Here is a 17,374-nt window from a genome sequence, read left to right on the forward strand (position 1 = left end):
AGAAGAAGAGATGATGAAGATATTAAAAAGAGCAGCTCTTCCTCTTTTGCTCCTTTTTGTGTTTCTATTTGAAAATATGTTTGCTACTTTTGTTCCAACGGATGTGTTTTGGAAAGACAGCATAGTAGCACCGCATTTCTTTATAATCGTCTTATGTTTTATTACAGTGTATTATAGTCCGGTTCAAGGGATTTATTACGGACTATTATTTGGCTTCTTATTTGATACCGTATACACAGAGCTTGTCGGGATATATATTTTTGCTTATCCGATTTTAGCTTATTTAGTTTATAGTGTGATGAAAGTACTACAATTGAATTTATTTATTGTTGTTTCTATCATATTAGCTAGCGTTGTAGCACTAGAGTATTATGTGTATGGATTCTTAACTTTGTTAGGACGTACTCATATGCCAGCGTATGTCTTTTTCACAGATCGTCTCCTTTCTACTTTATTGTTAAATGCTATTTTCTTATTGATAGTTTGTTTCCCACTGAGACGATATATAGTGCGTCTTTCAAAAGCGATGGAAGAAAAAGAAAAAAGGATTTTCTAATTTTATGTCGAATTGAATCGGTGGGGTGAACTTTAGTGGAAGAAAAAAAGCAACAAAATGTAACGATAAAAGGGACAAAAGATGGGATAACGCTTCATTTAGATGATTGTTGTTCATTCTCAGAATTATTGATGGAATTAGAAGAAAAACTTTCTACACATTACTACGATGGTGATGGGCGCTCTTTAATTGAAGTGCATGTGAAAGTAGGAAATCGTTATTTAACAGAAGTCCAACAAGAAGAGATTCGTACGTTAATTCGTAATAAAAAGAATCTTGTTGTGGATTCAATTGAAAGTGATGTTATCACTAAAGCAGAAGCAATAGCTTGGAAAGAAGAAACAGAAATTGTCCCTATTTCCAAAATTGTTCGCTCTGGACAAGTTTTACATGTAAAAGGAAATTTGTTGTTAATTGGTGATGTTAATCCAGGCGGAACGGTTATCGCTGGGGGGAATATTTTTGTCGTAGGATCATTAAGAGGAATTGCACATGCTGGGTATTATGGGGATTCGGATGCTGTAATCGCTGCATCTGTTATGAACCCGATGCAACTTCGAATTAGTGATGTGGCAATGCGGGCTCCGGAAGAGAAAGAAGACGGAGCGGAGGCGGCAGAATGTGCGTATATTAATGAGAACAATCACATTGTTGTCGATCGCCTGCAACTTCTCACTCATCTTAGACCTAATTTAACAAAGTTAGAAAGGGGAATTGTATAGCTGTGGGAGAGGCAATAGTAATTACATCTGGAAAAGGCGGAGTAGGTAAAACTACTACATCTGCGAACATTGGTACGGCCCTAGCGTTATCTGGAAAGAAAGTGTGCTTAATTGACACAGATATCGGTCTTCGAAATTTAGACGTAGTAATGGGGCTGGAAAATCGTATTGTATTTGATCTTGTTGATGTCGTTGAAGGGCGTTGCCGTTTACCTCAGGCTCTTATTAAAGACAAACGTTTTGATGATCTTTATTTATTACCTGCAGCACAAACGAGTGATAAATCAGCGGTAACACCTGAACAAATGGATGAATTAATACAAGTATTACGTCAAGATTATGATTACATATTAATCGATTGTCCTGCGGGGATTGAGCAGGGATTTAAAAATGCGGTAGCTGGTGCGGATAAAGCAATCGTTGTTACGACTCCAGAAGTATCCTCAATGCGCGATGCGGATCGTATTATTGGGCTTTTAGAAAAAGAGGATATTGAACCACCGAAACTTGTTATTAACCGTGTACGTAGTCATATGCTTCATGAACAGGATATGTTAGATGTTGATGAAATTGTACGTACATTGTCAATCGAGCTTCTTGGTGTTGTCGAAGATGACGATGAAGTTATTCGAGCTACAAATACAGGTGAACCTGTGGCGTTGCAACCAAGCGGAAAAGCAGCGTTGGCTTATCGTAATATTGCAAGACGCTTGTTAGGTGAGAATGTACCATTACAAGCATTTGAACAAGAAAAGGTATCGGTATTTGCAAAGGTGAAAAACTTCTTTGGAATCCGTTAAGAGCACTTCGCACATATGCGAAGTGCTTTCTTTTTTCTTCACACGAATATCTTTCTTTCTTAGCTCATACATATGTACAAACTGTATACAACTGTTTCTATTGAAATTAGCTTAACGAAAGAAAGGAGACAGTATGAAGAATAGACGCGTAGAAGAAATTAAAAAGCGGATTGCAAAAAGGAAGGCCGAGCAAGAAAGGATGGAGGAAGAGCAGTATTTTAACGGAGGGAATTTTGATAGTGAAGCGGTATTTATTGAAGATGGAGAAAAGGAAATGCATCCTTTATTTCGAAAGGAAGTCTTTTTCTTCAAAGTTTTATTATCAGCAATATTAGTTCTTTCGGTTGCTATTTTATATAAGAATGCTCCTTCTTCATTTAATGGAGCTAAAGCTGTTACGGAAAAAGTGATGAAAGAGGAATTTCAGTTTGCTACTGTAGCGAAATGGTACGAAAAGCAATTTGGAAAACCGCTTGTATTCTATTCGCCGAACGAGAAAAAAGAAGGAAGTATTCAGCAAAAAGATTATGCAATTCCTGCTTCTGGAAAGGTAATGCAAGGGTTTCAAAAAAATGGCCAAGGTGTATTTGTCCAAACAGCTACAAATGCAAAAGTGGAATCAGTGAATGAAGGGTTAGTTGTTTTTGCAGGCAAGAAAGAGGAACTTGGAAATACAGTTCAAATTCAACATGCAGATGGTACGGAGTCATGGTATGCAAACTTAAATGATATGTCAGTGAAATTATATGATTACGTTTCAAAGAAACAAAAAATTGGAACGGTGAGTAATGATACAAATGATAAAAATGGAAAGTTTTATTTCGCGATAAAAAAGAATGAAAAATTTATTGATCCGATCCAGGTGATCTCATTTGATTAAATATAGGGACGTTTTAACGAAAATTTCCGTGCATCCATTATTTTGGGTTATTATTGTCATTGGTATTTTTACTGCGCGTTTTAAAGAGTTACTACTGTTATTTTGTATTGTTCTTATTCATGAACTTGGGCATGCTTTTGCAGCAGCACACTATAATTGGCGTATAAAAAGAATTCAGCTTTTGCCGTTTGGTGGCGTTGCCGAGCTTGAGGAACATGGTAATAAGTCATTGAAAGAGGAACTTGTTGTCGTAATTGCAGGACCGATTCAACATGTTTGGATGATGCTGGTAGGTTATATGTTGTTCGAAGCCGGTTGGCTGAATGCAGATTTATATTATTTCTTTATGTGGAATAATATAATTATTTTAGCATTTAATTTACTCCCTATTTGGCCGTTAGATGGCGGGAAAGTATTGTTTAATGTATTATCATATCGTTTCCCTTATTTACAAGCACATGAAAAGATGATGAAATTGTCATGTGTTTTTTTTGGTGTAATATTAGGATGGCAGTTACTCTGGAATAGTAACAATATTATGATGTGGGTACTACTCGTATTTTTAGCAGTGTCATTATATCGAGAGTGGAAACAAAGACGGTATGCATTTATGCGTTTTTTATTAGAACGTTATTATGGAAACAAAAGAGGAATCGAAAAGATTGCACCTATTGAAGTGCAAACGGAAGATCGTTTATATACGATATTCACAAAATTTCGTAGAGGATATAAGCATTCTATTATCGTCCGTGGAAAATATAAAGAGCATTACACATTGGATGAAAATGAATTGCTCTATGCATATTTTACTGAAAAACGAACAACTTCATCAGTTGAAGAATTAATCGGTTAGTGTTGACGATAGCACTAACCTTTTATTATTGTAAAAGCAAAGAAGATTATAAAGTGAGGAAATAATTTTGAAAACGTTATATGTAAATTACGCTGGTTCGGAAAAGCGCGTTGCAATTGAAGAGAAGAAAAAGATTGTTGAATTTTTATGGAAACGTAATGAAGAGCAAGAGATTGTTGGGCATATTTATGTTGGGCGTGTCGTAAGAACAATTGCTGGAATGAATGCAGCTTTTGTAAACATCGGTTTAGAAAAGCATGCTTACCTTTCGTACGATGATGTACCATCTTCTTATCGTATACATGAAGGGCAAGCGATACTCGTACAAGTTGTGAAAGAGGCAATTGATACGAAAGGGCCTAAATTGACAGCGAATATAGAATTTACCGGGAAATATGTCGTTTATATGCCGTTTGATGAGATGCGCGCTGTTTCTCGAAAAATAAAAAATAATAAAAGAAGACAACAGTTACTCCAAATTGAAATAGAGGGAACGGGGGGATACATTTTCCGCTCTGCTTCTGAAAAAGGAGAAATTGAAGAAATACAAGCTGAAATGCAAAGGTTACAGCAGTTATATGAAGAGTTAAAAAGAAAAGAGAGCCAAGGAAAGGCACCGTTACTACTTCATCGACCGGCAACTTTTTTAGATCGTGTATTTCAAGAAAATCCGATTGAGACGATTGAAAAAGTAGTTGTAGATACAAGGAGTATAGTAAAAGAATTAGAAGAAAAGGTCGGTAAAGAGAAAGTATCTTTTTATAATGAAAAGTCTTCGATGTTTAACCATTTTGGAATAGAGCGTGAAATTGAGAAAGCACTCCAAAAAATTGTTTGGCTTCCAAATGGTGCTTATTTAATTGTAGAACAAATGGAGACGATGACTGTAATTGATGTGAATACGGGCAAGTTTACGGGAAAACAAAATTTACAAGATACAGTACTTCGCACAAATGAGATGGCAGCTGAAGAAATTGCACGCCAATTAAGACTTCGTGATATTGGTGGTATGATATTAATTGATTTTATTAATATGAAAAAAAGAGAAGATAAAGAAAAGGTAAGAGAATGTCTCATAGCTGCTATGCAAGATGACCGCACATATACAAGGGTGCTCGGCTTTACGGAGCTAGGGATTTTGGAAATGACACGTAAACGTAAAAAGCATTCTTTACGGGACGTATTATTAAAAGAGTGTGTACCTTGCAAAGCGACGGGTTATGTGATGTCGTATGAAACAATTGCATATGAGTTAGAGAGAGAACTAATCACATATGGCAATATAGAAGATGAAGCAGTATTAATCGCTGCGCCTAAAGAACTGCAAAAACAGTTTTTGCAAAAAGAATTACAAAAAAATATTCCATTTGAAATTTATTTCAAAGATGATAATATCGAAAAGTATGCTATCGTTCGTTTTGGAAGTAAAAAAGAAATTGTAGAACGGAAAAAATAGTTAGCAGAACATTTATTGACAACTGTCTATGATTCATGATAACATCTTTATGTTATAGTTTATAGCACCTAAACGGCTATATGCTACAACCGCACAAGACAGGTTCCCTAAAGGCATTTATGTCTACCTCGTTTTTGGCGAGTCTTAGTAATTAAGAGGAGGTGCAAGTATGTACGCAATTATCGAAACAGGTGGAAAACAAATTAAAGTTGAAGCTGGTCAAGCAATCTACATTGAAAAATTAGATGTTGAAGCTGGTGAAACTGTTACTTTTGACAAAGTTCTTTTCGTTGGTGGCGAAAACGTTAAAGTTGGTAGCCCAGTTGTAGAAGGTGCAACAGTTACTGCGAAAGTTGAAAAACAAGGTCGCGCTAAGAAAATTATCGTTTTCAAATACAAAGCGAAAAAGAACAATCGTAAGAAACAAGGTCATCGTCAACCTTACACTAAGCTAGTTGTTGAAGCTATCAACGCTTAATTCTGGTTAACATGATTAAAATTACGATAAGTCGCACGAAATTAGGAAGTATCCAATCATTTAAAATGACTGGACATGCCGATTATGCGCCACATGGACAAGACCTTGTCTGTGCTGGAACTACAGCGGTTGTGTTTGGTTCTATAAATGCAGTGGAACAACTTTGTAATGTGCAAGCAACTATTGAACTCGGAAGTGATGGCGGATTCTTAACGTATGAATTGCCTAATGATTTAGACGTTCATGCAGCAGAAAAAGCACAAACGCTTTTAGAAGGATTAGTTGTTTCGCTTAAGACGATCGAACTTGATTACGGAAAGTATATCCGTTTAATAGAAAAAGTGCAGGAGGTGTAACGTATGTTAAGATTAGATCTTCAGTTTTTCGCATCTAAGAAAGGTGTAGGTAGTACAAAGAACGGTCGTGACTCTCAGTCAAAACGTCTTGGTGCTAAACGCGCAGATGGTCAAACGGTTACAGGTGGTTCAATTCTTTACCGTCAACGCGGTACAAAAATTTATCCAGGTGTTAACGTTGGTCGTGGTGGCGATGACACTTTATACGCGAAAGTTGACGGCGTAGTACGCTTTGAGCGTCTTGGCCGTGACCGCAAACAAGTGAGCGTATATCCTGTTGCTCAAGAAGCATAAGAACTCACGGAAAACTCTAACCTGAGTGCAGGTTAGAGTTTTTCTATATTAAGGGGTATCTAAATGAATGAAAAATGGACAATTATAGATGCATTGCGCCATTCAAGACATGATTGGCTCAATCGTATGCAGATGGTGAAAGGAAACCTTTCCCTTGGAAAAGTGGAAGAAATTCATAGTCTCATCGATCGTTTTGTCCAAGAAGCGAGACAAGAATCCAATCTGATGGGGCTATCAATGCCTTTATTTTCAGAGTGGATTTTAACATATAATTGGAAACAGCAGCCGTGCTTATTGGAGTACGAAGTATTAGGGAAATTACATAACTTATCTCACTTAGATGAGACTGTATGTACATGGACGAACCAATTTTTCTCGATGCTTCAGCATAGTTTAGACGTATATGTTGAAAATTATGTTTGTATCACAATTGAATGTGACGCGGATAATGCTCGTTTCTTTTTTGATTTTCGTGGTAAGCTAACGAGTGTAGAAGAACTACAGAATTGGCTTGCGACCCAAAACAATAAATGGTATTCCATTTCTTATACAGTGCGAGACGAAGAAGTCTCAGTTATATTACAACCAATTGAAAAAAGTGTGGTGAAATAATGTTTGTAGATCAGGTCAAGATATATGTAAAAGGCGGCGACGGTGGTAACGGTATGGTTGCGTATCGTCGTGAGAAGTATGTACCAAAAGGTGGCCCAGCAGGTGGCGACGGCGGTAAAGGTGCAGATGTTGTTTTCGTAGTTGAGGAAGGCTTACGTACATTAATGGACTTCCGCTACCAACGTCATTTCAAAGCTGATCGCGGTCAGCACGGAATGAGTAAAGGTCAGCACGGACGTAAATCTGAAGATTTACTTGTAAAGGTTCCGCCAGGAACAGTAGTAAAAGATGAAAAAACTGGTCAAATTCTTGCCGATTTAGTAACGCATGGACAAACTGCTGTAATTGCAAAAGGTGGCCGCGGTGGCCGTGGTAACTCACGTTTCGCAACAGCTACGAACCCAGCGCCAGAAATCGCTGAGAACGGGGAACCAGGTCAAGAGCGTGATGTTATTCTAGAACTTAAAGTACTAGCAGACGTTGGACTCGTTGGATTCCCAAGTGTAGGTAAATCTACATTATTATCTGTTGTATCATCAGCGCGTCCGAAAATTGCAGAGTATCACTTCACAACAATCGTTCCAAATCTTGGTGTTGTTGAAACTGGTGATAACCGCAGCTTCGTTATGGCTGACCTTCCAGGACTAATTGAAGGCGCACATGCTGGCGTCGGACTTGGACACCAATTCTTACGTCATATTGAGCGTACACGTGTAATCGTGCATGTTATTGATATGTCTGGTTTAGAAGGCCGTGATCCATATGAAGATTACGTAACGATTAATAATGAATTAAAAGAATACAATCTTCGCTTAACTGAGCGTCCACAAGTTGTTGTTGCAAACAAAATGGATATGCCAGATGCAGAAGAAAACTTACAAGCATTTAAAGAGAAAGTGGGAGACGAAGTAAAAATCTTCCCAATCTCAGCTGTAACAAGACAAGGTGTTCGTGACTTACTGTTTGAAGTAGCGAACTTAATAGAAACAACACCAGAATTCCCAATACATGAAGTTGCGGATGAGTCTGATACAAGTGTAATGTACAAATTTGATACTGAAGGTGTTAAATTTGAAATTACACGTGAAAGTGATGGCACGTTTGTTATCTCTGGTTACGATATCGAGAAAACATTCAAGATGACAGACTTCTCACGTGATGAATCTGTACGTCGTTTCGCTCGTCAAATGCGCGGAATGGGTATTGATGAAGCGCTTCGTGCACGTGGCGCGAAAGACGGAGATATTGTGAAAATTCTTGAATATGAATTTGAATTTATCGATTAAGACTGCCGAAATACGGCAGTCTTTTTTATATCGCAAAAATCGGATTTGTACAGGAAAAAATCCCCACTAATTAAATTTTCAATTTATAATAAAAAGGGGAGTGGTTTTAGAAGAATTTTTTTATGGGGAGAAAACGAACATGTATAAAATATTAATTGTAGAAGATGATGAGAAAATCGCGGGAATATTAGAAGAGCATTTAGAAAGGTATGGCTATCAATCATTTAGAGCAAGTGATTTACGTCAAATAAAAGATGAGTTTGTAAAAGTGAATCCTCATCTCGTGTTACTTGATATTAATTTACCGTACTTTGACGGTTTTTATTGGTGTCGTCAAATTCGTACTGTATCGAATGCGCCAATTATTTTTGTTTCTGCAAGAACAGGAGAAATGGATCAAGTAATGGCGATTGAAAATGGCGGCGATGATTATATTACAAAGCCATTCCATTTAGATATCGTAATGGCAAAGGTGAAGAGTGCACTTCGCCGTGGTTATGGAGAGTATGCTTCTGCTGCTGAGAATGATTGTTTAGGTGTAAATGGACTGTTGTTATTCCCGTCTCAGCATATTGTTGAGTGGCAGGGACAACAAACTGAACTGACAAAAAATGAGTTCTACTTATTAGAGTGTTTAATGAAACAAGTGAATCAATATGTAACGCGCGAAGAACTGTTAGAAGCTCTATGGGATGAAGTAGCATTTGTGGATGATAATACATTAACCGTAAATGTAAAACGTGTAAGGAAGAAACTAGAGGAGTTAGGCATTAAAAATGCAATTGTAACGAAACGTGGATATGGTTATGCGCTTCTTACGGAGTGGGGCGAAGGGCATGAAGGTTAAAAATTACTTCATGGACCGCTTTTCTTTAATTCTTTCTTATATTGTTAGCCTTTGTTTATTTGGGCTCGTTTTGCAGTTGCAAAGTCTTTTAGAAAAGGAATCCATTGATTGGAGTACGTGGTTATATGGACTTTTATTAGGAACTGTTGTATTTACTGTATACCTCATTTACGATTACCGAAAACGGAGTGTGTTTTTAAAGAGGATCGAAAAGTACGTTACTGGCGGAAATACATTACATGACTCTTTACTTATTGATGAATCTTATACATCAGAGCAAGAAATGGTCGTTGAATCTTTTACGTTATTAAGACAGCAATATATGAATGAAGTTCATAAACAGCATGCGAAAGAGCAACAGCAAATGATATTTATGAACCAATGGATTCACCAAATGAAAACACCAGTATCTGTTATTGAATTATTGTTGCAGAAGTTTGGCAAAGAGCATCGTGAGGCAAGAGTAACAGTTGAAAGTATCCGTGAAGAAAATAACCGCATACTAAATGGTTTAGATTTAGCGTTACATATGGCAAGACTAGAACAGTTTGCGAAAGATTATAAGGTAGAAGTAGTAAATGTTATAGATGTAGTGCGAGGTATTATTAATGAAAATCGAAAATCCTTCATTCAATCGTCTGTATTTCCGAAAGTGATGTTTCAAGAAGATACTTGTATGGTTGCATCTGATAGAAAATGGCTCAGTATTGCTATAGGTCAAATCGTTGTAAATGCAATTAAGTATACGAAAATTTCAGAAGCAGAGAAAAAGGAAATTCAATTTCAAATTGAAGAGAAAGATCAAAAAGTGTTATTACATATTAAGGACAATGGAATCGGTATTCCAGAGCAAGATGTAAAGCGTATATTTGATCCATTCTTTACGGGGATAAATGGCCGTAAAACGAGAGAAGCGACTGGGATGGGTTTATATATTACGAAGGAAATTTGCGATAATTTACATCACGGTATTTATGTGCAATCGGTTGAAGGAGAAGGGACGACATTTACGTTCCAATTTGCAAAAGATGAAGAATATCATACATTAATGAGAAAAATGACAAAACTGTAAGATAACAAAACGTTTTGTAAGGGAAATCACTCGTTTCTTTTTCTTATTTTTCTTATAGTAAATGTAAGAAGAAAACACATAGGGGGATTAGAAATGAGTGTTCTTGAAGTAAAAGGATTAACGAAGGTGTACCAATCAAAAGGTTCAGTAGCGACGACTGCTTTAAATGATATAAATTTTAAAATAGAAGAAGGCGAATTTGTAGGGATTATGGGTCCTTCGGGAAGCGGGAAAACAACGCTTTTAAATTTATTGGCGACAATTGATAAGCAAACTTCAGGTCATGTGCTTGTAAATGGGGAAGAAATTAATCAAATGCGTGCTGCAAAATTAGCGGAGTTTCGCCGTACACATTTAGGGTTCATCTTCCAAGATTTTAACTTACTTGATACGTTATCCATTAAAGAAAACATTATTTTACCACTTGTAATGGCGAAGAAATCTGTAAATGAAATCGATGCGAAAGTACTGGAAATTGCGAAGTTTTTAAACATCGAAGAAATTTTAAATAAAAAAGTATACGAAGTATCAGGCGGACAACAGCAACGTGCAGCAGCTGCGAGAGCGATCATTCATGAGCCTACGTTAATTTTAGCAGATGAGCCGACTGGAAACTTAGATTCGAAGTCAGCAAAATCATTAATGAGCGCGTTGCAAGACTTACATGAACAAAAGAAAGTGACAATTGCAATGGTAACGCATGATCCAGTAGCAGCGAGTTATTGCGAACGTATTCTATTCATTCGCGACGGAGAAATTTTCTCAGAAATACATAAAGGAAGAACGAAACAAGCCTTTTTCCAAGAAATTCTGGACGTACTTGCGATGCTAGGAGGAGAATATCATGAACTTTCGCCAGCTCGCGCTTAATAACGTAAAAGGAAATTGGCGTAACTATAAAGCGTTTCTTATAAGTAGTTGTTTATCGATTGTCGTATTTTTCATGTATGCTTCTTTTATTTATCATCCAGATGTCGTAAGCGGTAATATTAGTATGAGAAAGATGATCACAAAAGGATTAGAATCGATGAATTATATTGTGGTCATCTTCTCGGCACTCTTTATTTTATATGCAAATTCAACGTTTTTACGAGCAAGAAAAAAAGAGTTTGGCCTACTAACATTAATAGGCGGAACGAAATCGCAGCTCGGCCGAATGATTATATTAGAGCAACTGATGTTAGGTAGTATTGCAATTGTAGTTGGTATTGGGGTTGGAATGCTTTGTTCAAAATTATTTTTCCAAGCGTTAAGCGTATTATTAAAAATAGATAAGACACTTCCACTCGTTTGGAATAGTAAAGCAGTTCTTATTACAGCTGGTGTATACTTTATTCTATTTTTAATCCTGTCATTGTTTAGTGTTTGGACAGTAGGACGCTTGCAAATTATTGATTTATTAAGAGAGGCAAGAAAGCAAAAAGTAGAGCCGTTTGCATTTACATGGTTAAGTATAGTTGGTATAGGATGTATTATTGCTGCATATGTACTTAGCTTCCAAGTAACGTTTCTGAATTTCCTCATCCTCTTTTTACCGGTGGTAGGACTGACAATTGGCGGAACGTATTTACTATTTACACAAGGTAGTACAGTTGTATTAAAAGCATTACAAAAAAGAAAGCAATCTTTCTATACATATCCAAATATGTTTGTTCTTAGCAACCTTATTTATAAAATGAAAGATAATGCTCGTTTTCTATTTGTAATTTCTATTATTACGGCGATTGTATCCTCGGCCGTTGGCACGCTTTACGTATATTTTGAGGATATGAGTTATAAAACGGTAGTCAAAACTCCACATGCTATTTCATATGAGGAAAAGGGGTTAAATACGCATAGCCTTATTAATGAAGAAAAGGTACAGGAGCTTGTGAAGAGACACGGGTTTGAAGATGCGCGAAAAGTAACATACATAAAACTACCGGCAACACAGAAAGTAACGTTTTTTAACGGTGAACATGAAGTGCCGATCACGATTATTTCAGAAAAAGAATATAATGCAGAAGTGCGCAAACAAAAGAGAGAGCAAGTTACAGAAGTTCATAATGTACCAGGTAGTGCAACGATGGTTATGGTCGATATGGCAAATGAACTGATGAAGATAGATCGTACGAAACCGTATGAATTTACAATGAACGGACAAAAGCAGTCTGTTCAGCTAAATAGCCCAACTTCATTTTCTGTTTTTAATGATAGTGAATATCTCGTTGTAAATGATCAAGATTTTGAGAAATATGCAAAACTCGTACCAGATGAAGAAAAGACGAAATATTATGGTTATTATATTGAGGATTGGAAAAGTACAGAAGATCTTGTATTAGATTTGAAAAATGAAATTGCACCAGAAAAGCAAGGGGAATTGAGAAATTCAGTGTTTGCGTATAAGGATATAAGAGAAGGTGGAGCAATTACAATGTTCATCGGTTTCTTCGTAGCGGTACTGTTCTTCTTCTTCGCTTGTAGTATGACATACTTTAAATGGTTTAACGATAAAGAACAAGATCGTATTCAATTTAAATCGTTAAAGAGAATCGGTATGACAGATAAAGAAATTCGCAAAATTGCGATTCGACAAATGGGAGTTATCTTCTTTATCCCAATTTTAATCGGTTCCATTCATAGTGGAGTTGCTCTTCATACGTTAGGGAAAATGCTTTATATTGATTTGTGGAAATCAGGTGCGCTTGTAATTGGAGCATACATTTTAGCTTCTGCCATTTACTTTATGATCGCGCAAAGAGGATATTTAAAACACGTAAAAAGCTAGGGGAATCTCTAGCTTTTTGCCAATGTAGTAAGTTACAGGAGGACGATAGATGAACATTCGGCAACTAGCGCTGCAAAATATAAAAGGAAATTGGCGTAATTATAAAGTGTTTTTCTTAAGTAGTTGTTTTGCAATATTTGCTTCTTACGCATATATGTCTGTCATTGTGCATCCATATATGCAAGAGACGATGTGGTATCAAAACGTACGCTGGGGACTTATCATATGTAATGTTATAATCATTTCTTTTTTCGTCATATTTATTTTGTACTCTACTTCTATTTTCATAGAAGCACGTAAGAAAGAATTAGGGTTATATATGTTAATGGGAGCAACGAAGTCTAACGTAATAGGAGTGATTATGACCGAGCAAATTTTAATCGGGGTCTTCGCGAATATTTTCGGTATTGGGCTTGGTATGATATTTTTAAAACTCTTTTTTATGGTATTTAGTATGTTACTGGGGCTTCCGAAAGAACTACCTGTTATATTTGACGTAAGGGCGATTGGTGTAACATTTATTACATATATGGTCGTTTTTATTTTGTTATCTTTTATAAGTGCTTTACGTATATGGAATATAAAAATCATTCGGTTATTGAAAGAATTTCGAACAGATAAAAAAGAGAAAAAAACATCAAAGTGGCTTTGTTTATTCGGTTTTGCTTGTTTAGTGGGCGGGTATGCGTTGGCGCTACAAGTGACGATGGCTACGATAGTGATATACTTTTTCCCTGTGTCTATACTTGTCTTTTTTGGAACGTACTTTTCTTTCGCGCATGGAGCTACCCAAGTGTTAGAAATGATAAAGCGAAATAAAAAGATTATGTATACATATCCATATTTATTTATAGTGAATCAATTGTCACATCGAATGAAGGAAAATGGTCGCTTTTTCTTTCTGATGTCTATGGCAACGACGTTTGTAGTTACAGCAACAGGTACGGTGTTTTTATATTTTTCTAGCATGCAAGATATGTGGCGAACTGGAGGGGTACACTCGTTTTCGTACATAGAAAAAGGTATTTCTACTCATGAGGTCTTTGAGGAAGGTGCGGTTGAAAAATTACTGCATCAATATGAGTATGATGATTTTCAATATATGAGTTTTATTGGAGTGTATGCATCCTTTCAGTCTAATAAGGGAGAAACAACAATAGCACCGCTTATAAAAGAAAGTGAATATAACCAAGAAGCGAGGAAACAAAAACAGAAAACGTATCGTCCTAAAAAAGGTACAGTGACACTCGTTTATTATAATAAATACAATAATTCGAATGTATATAATCAAAAAGAGATTCAATTGCAAGTAATGAATCAACCATATCAATTCGTATTTAACGGTCAGAAAGAAGGTGTTCAATTTAACCATCATCCCTCGTACATTAATGGTCTGTTCTTCGTTATGAATGATGAAGATTTTGACAGTATAGCAAATCAGGTTCCTGATTCTGAAAAAATGATATATAGAGGCTACACATTACCAAATATCGAAAAGACGAAGAAATTAAATGAAGATTTACGGAAACATATGAAACAAGATAATAATGCATTTCGAAGCAATATGGAGTTATATGTAAATATGAAAGAAGGCGGCGATATTACTCTATTTGTAGGCTCATTTATTAGTATATTATTTTTTCTTACTTCATGTAGTATCGTGTATTTTAAATGGTTCCATAATATTGCATCGGACCGAAAGCAGTATGGTGCACTCTCTAAACTTGGAATGACGAAGGAAGAAGTATGGAAAATTTCTCGTTGGCAATTATGTATGCTATTTTTTGCGCCAATTATAGTAGGGAGTATGCATAGTGCAGTTGCGTTATATACGTTTCATAATACGCTTTTTATGGATGGATCATTAAGAAAAGTAGGTTTGTTCATTCTGTTTTATATCGCAGCATGTATCATTTATTTCTTCTTCGCTCAAAGAGAATATAAGAAACATTTAGACTAGCGAAAGCCAGTCTTTTTTTAATATTCGAAATTTACATAGAAGAATATAAAAAAGTATGGTATAACAGTAAGAAAACGAAAAAGAGGGGAAAAGACGATGATTCGAGTAGGATATTTAGGACCAGAAGCAACATTTACAAATATGGCGGTGAGTCGTTTTTTTCCAGAAGCAGAGCATGTACCGTATCGAACGATTCCAGATTGTATAGATGCAGCTGCAAATGAAAATGTAGACTTCGCAGTTGTACCGTTAGAAAATGCAATAGAAGGTTCAGTGAATATAACGGTTGATTATCTTGTACATGAGCAGCCGCTTTCCATTGTAGGAGAAATTACAGTACCAATTCAGCAGCATTTACTTGTACATCCGCAGTATGCAGAAGTGTGGGATGAAGTATATGCGGTGCATTCTCATCCGCATGCCATTGCACAGTGCCATAAATTTTTAAATGAAGAATTAAAAGGAGTAACTGTTCGAGATATGACATCCACAAGTGCCGCTGCGCAATATGTGAAAGAACATCCTGAAGAGAAAATTGCCGCTATTGCAAATGAAGCAGCTGCAGAAAAATATGGATTAACAATTGTGAGGCGTAGCATTCATACGCATAAAAATAATCACACACGTTTCCTAGTACTCCATAAGAAAAAGAAAGCAGTACTCCCGAATAACGGAGAGAACCGCGGAGAGAACCGCGGAGAGAAAACGACGCTTATGATAACGTTACCTGCAGATTATGCAGGTGCCCTATATCAAGTGTTATCAGCTTTTGCATGGAGAAAATTAAACTTATCAAAAATCGAATCGCGTCCGATGAAAACAGGTCTTGGAAATTACTTTTTCTTAATCGATGTCGATAAAGCATATGATGACGTATTATTGCCAGGCGTAACGATGGAACTTGAAGCACTCGGTTTTTCTGTTACTGTGCTGGGGAGTTATTCTTCTTATTGGTTGTAAAGGGAGCTGTTGTTAAACTTGTTTGAAATGAAAAGTTGTTTATCGGTTTGAGGCAGAGTAAGCTATCGATTCTATTGAAGTAAGTGATTAATTAAGCTAGCAAAATAAAGAAGCCATCCTAAAAGATATTTAGGACGGCTTCTGTTAGGAATAGATAACTCTTTTGTCGGGTTTTTAGTACGCATCATTACAACTATTATAATAATAGGATTCATCATTGTTCGAATTACTGCAGCAAATACAATTCGTTTGTTGTATGAATAGATTGAGTGTAGATGGAGCTACAGTATCTGAGAAAGTAATACTCTCAACATCTTCTACTAAAAATGTTTTAATATCTCCTGGTGTTAAGGTAAATGTAAGTGGAGAGCGATGGTTTAATCTTGCAATTGTTAATCTAATCGTTGTTGCAAATGCAGGACTGAAACTAAATTTAATAAGTGTCTTATTATGATTTTTAGTGAAGTTTTCAAATACAGTTCGAGGAATTCCAGTTGTTATATCAAGATCTTGAGGGGTATTTCCCGTACCGAAAATAGTATAGTTCTGTATAAAACAGTTATTTGAATCTGAATTTGAAGAATTACATGGGCGATCATTTTTCTTATAATATTTTTTTTCATTTTTTAAGAAGTAATCCGCCATAATTAATCACTCCCTTCACATATAAGAATTAAAGGTTGTCCATATATAATATGAAATATATTTTTATATGTTTGGACGTGAAGGAAGAGAAAATAAAAACAGTCCATCTGGTATGATGGACTCAATACTGTTTTACATGGTGTGATTCTTTATTTTAACTTCGCAAGACGATCTTCTAACTGACCACGCCAAATATCAGCTAGTTCTGGAACGGCAAGAATTTTTTCAATGCCATCTTTATCTTTTCTATTATGAAAATAAATTTCGTTAGAGAACAAAACAGAAACATTGCTCGGTTGACGTTCTAGTAATGTAATTTTAGAATCTTTACGTACAGTACCTTCTTGAAGAACGCGGCATAGGTAGCCAGTAAATCCAGTTGCTACAATGCGCGGCAAAATGCCAGGAATACCGAGGCGTTTTGAAATAGTGCTACAAGGTACTCTTGCTTGTGTTACTTGAATGATTGCTGCACCTAGTTGATATGTATCTCCGATGCAAACATCACGCTCTAACATATTTGTTACGGTAATGTTTTCGCCAAATGTGGAAGCTGGAAGCGTAGTTTGAAACTCCTCTTCCCATAGTGCGTAATGCTCGTGTGGGTATACACAAACAGCGCGATCAGGACCGCCGTGATGTTTTAAATCCGCTACGTCATCACCACGAAATCCGTCTTTTGAGAGAAAGGCCTCTTCTGTAGGGTCTTTACATATACCTGTTATCATTTCTTTATCTTCGCTATATTTCATTTGTTTCGGCTTGCCAATGCTAAAGTGAACGAGTTCAATTCCCATATTTGATCTCCTTTACGATTGATTACAATATTA

19 protein-coding genes and 1 other annotated feature are annotated in these 17,374 nt (G+C 36.2%); of the genes, 17 read left to right on the forward strand and 2 right to left on the reverse strand.

What is annotated here, in order from left to right; all coding sequences use genetic code 11:
- The first annotated feature begins 10 nt into the window (after nt 1–10).
- From mreD to pheA, 17 genes are all read left to right on the forward strand, one after another.
- Nucleotides 11–556, forward strand: coding sequence for a rod shape-determining protein MreD (mreD, locus tag CGQ22_RS02345; RefSeq protein WP_000975748.1), 546 nt, complete (start codon nt 11–13; stop codon nt 554–556).
- Nucleotides 557–591: 35 nt separating this feature from the next.
- The gene (gene minC / locus CGQ22_RS02350) at nt 592–1,278 is read left to right on the forward strand and encodes a septum site-determining protein MinC (protein WP_000391523.1); all 687 of its coding nucleotides are present in this window, start codon (nt 592–594) and stop codon (nt 1,276–1,278) included.
- A gap of 2 nt (nt 1,279–1,280) precedes the next feature.
- Nucleotides 1,281–2,078, forward strand: coding sequence for a septum site-determining protein MinD (minD, locus tag CGQ22_RS02355; protein WP_000503309.1), 798 nt, complete (start codon nt 1,281–1,283; stop codon nt 2,076–2,078).
- Between the two features lie 133 nt (nt 2,079–2,211).
- Nucleotides 2,212–2,958 (forward strand): stage IV sporulation protein SpoIVFA, encoded by a 747-nt coding sequence (gene spoIVFA / locus CGQ22_RS02360; RefSeq protein WP_000797471.1) that lies wholly within the window; start codon nt 2,212–2,214, stop codon nt 2,956–2,958.
- Nucleotides 2,951–3,811, forward strand: a complete 861-nt coding sequence (gene spoIVFB, locus CGQ22_RS02365) for a stage IV sporulation intramembrane metalloprotease SpoIVFB (RefSeq protein ID WP_000599053.1) — start codon at nt 2,951–2,953, stop codon at nt 3,809–3,811. The genes spoIVFA and spoIVFB overlap by 8 nt, the downstream gene beginning before the upstream one ends.
- A 67-nt stretch (nt 3,812–3,878) precedes the next feature.
- Nucleotides 3,879–5,267, forward strand: a complete 1,389-nt coding sequence (locus CGQ22_RS02370) for an Rne/Rng family ribonuclease (RefSeq protein ID WP_000855496.1) — start codon at nt 3,879–3,881, stop codon at nt 5,265–5,267.
- A 77-nt stretch (nt 5,268–5,344) separates the two neighbouring features.
- Nucleotides 5,345–5,422: a sequence feature (ribosomal protein L21 leader region), on the forward strand.
- A gap of 14 nt (nt 5,423–5,436) precedes the next feature.
- Complete coding sequence (gene rplU / locus CGQ22_RS02375) at nt 5,437–5,745, forward strand: 50S ribosomal protein L21 (RefSeq protein ID WP_000270907.1); 309 nt, start codon at nt 5,437–5,439, stop codon at nt 5,743–5,745.
- A gap of 11 nt (nt 5,746–5,756) precedes the next feature.
- On the forward strand, nt 5,757–6,101 hold the full coding sequence (locus CGQ22_RS02380) for a ribosomal-processing cysteine protease Prp (RefSeq protein ID WP_002164192.1): 345 nt from the start codon (nt 5,757–5,759) through the stop codon (nt 6,099–6,101).
- 3 nt (nt 6,102–6,104) lie between these two features.
- Complete coding sequence (gene rpmA / locus CGQ22_RS02385; protein ID WP_000944958.1) at nt 6,105–6,395, forward strand: 50S ribosomal protein L27; 291 nt, start codon at nt 6,105–6,107, stop codon at nt 6,393–6,395.
- 63 nt (nt 6,396–6,458) lie between these two features.
- A complete protein-coding gene (locus tag CGQ22_RS02390; protein ID WP_001003584.1) occupies nt 6,459–7,007 on the forward strand; it encodes a sporulation initiation phosphotransferase B in 549 nt (182 codons plus the stop codon).
- Nucleotides 7,007–8,293 carry a GTPase ObgE gene (gene obgE, locus CGQ22_RS02395; RefSeq protein WP_000497128.1) on the forward strand — a complete coding sequence of 429 codons (1,287 nt, stop codon included), beginning with the start codon at nt 7,007–7,009 and terminating at the stop codon, nt 8,291–8,293. The genes CGQ22_RS02390 and obgE overlap by 1 nt, the downstream gene beginning before the upstream one ends.
- 139 nt (nt 8,294–8,432) lie before the next feature.
- Nucleotides 8,433–9,140, forward strand: a complete 708-nt coding sequence (locus CGQ22_RS02400) for a response regulator transcription factor (RefSeq protein ID WP_002164191.1) — start codon at nt 8,433–8,435, stop codon at nt 9,138–9,140.
- Nucleotides 9,130–10,212, forward strand: coding sequence for a HAMP domain-containing histidine kinase (locus tag CGQ22_RS02405; RefSeq protein WP_000865388.1), 1,083 nt, complete (start codon nt 9,130–9,132; stop codon nt 10,210–10,212). The genes CGQ22_RS02400 and CGQ22_RS02405 overlap by 11 nt, the downstream gene beginning before the upstream one ends.
- A 93-nt stretch (nt 10,213–10,305) precedes the next feature.
- Nucleotides 10,306–11,082, forward strand: a complete 777-nt coding sequence (locus CGQ22_RS02410; RefSeq protein WP_000114530.1) for an ABC transporter ATP-binding protein — start codon at nt 10,306–10,308, stop codon at nt 11,080–11,082.
- The gene (locus CGQ22_RS02415; protein WP_001011427.1) at nt 11,057–12,979 is read left to right on the forward strand and encodes an ABC transporter permease; all 1,923 of its coding nucleotides are present in this window, start codon (nt 11,057–11,059) and stop codon (nt 12,977–12,979) included. Before CGQ22_RS02410 ends, CGQ22_RS02415 begins: the two co-directional genes overlap by 26 nt.
- A 49-nt stretch (nt 12,980–13,028) precedes the next feature.
- Nucleotides 13,029–14,939 carry an ABC transporter permease gene (locus CGQ22_RS02420; RefSeq protein ID WP_001026369.1) on the forward strand — a complete coding sequence of 637 codons (1,911 nt, stop codon included), beginning with the start codon at nt 13,029–13,031 and terminating at the stop codon, nt 14,937–14,939.
- Between the two features lie 96 nt (nt 14,940–15,035).
- Nucleotides 15,036–15,899, forward strand: a complete 864-nt coding sequence (pheA, locus tag CGQ22_RS02425; protein ID WP_089148261.1) for a prephenate dehydratase — start codon at nt 15,036–15,038, stop codon at nt 15,897–15,899.
- 174 nt (nt 15,900–16,073) lie between these two features.
- Here the strand turns inward: pheA and CGQ22_RS02430 are convergent, their stop codons facing one another.
- Nucleotides 16,074–16,544: a hypothetical protein gene (locus CGQ22_RS02430; protein ID WP_089148262.1), complete on the reverse strand. Its 471-nt coding sequence runs from the start codon at nt 16,542–16,544 to the stop codon at nt 16,074–16,076.
- A gap of 149 nt (nt 16,545–16,693) precedes the next feature.
- Nucleotides 16,694–17,341 carry an MOSC domain-containing protein gene (locus CGQ22_RS02435; protein ID WP_000510679.1) on the reverse strand — a complete coding sequence of 216 codons (648 nt, stop codon included), beginning with the start codon at nt 17,339–17,341 and terminating at the stop codon, nt 16,694–16,696.
- Between the last annotated feature and the right edge of the window lie 33 nt (nt 17,342–17,374).

The organism is Bacillus sp. M13(2017), assembly GCF_002218325.1.
GTDB lineage: Bacteria > Bacillota > Bacilli > Bacillales > Bacillaceae_G > Bacillus_A > Bacillus_A thuringiensis_K.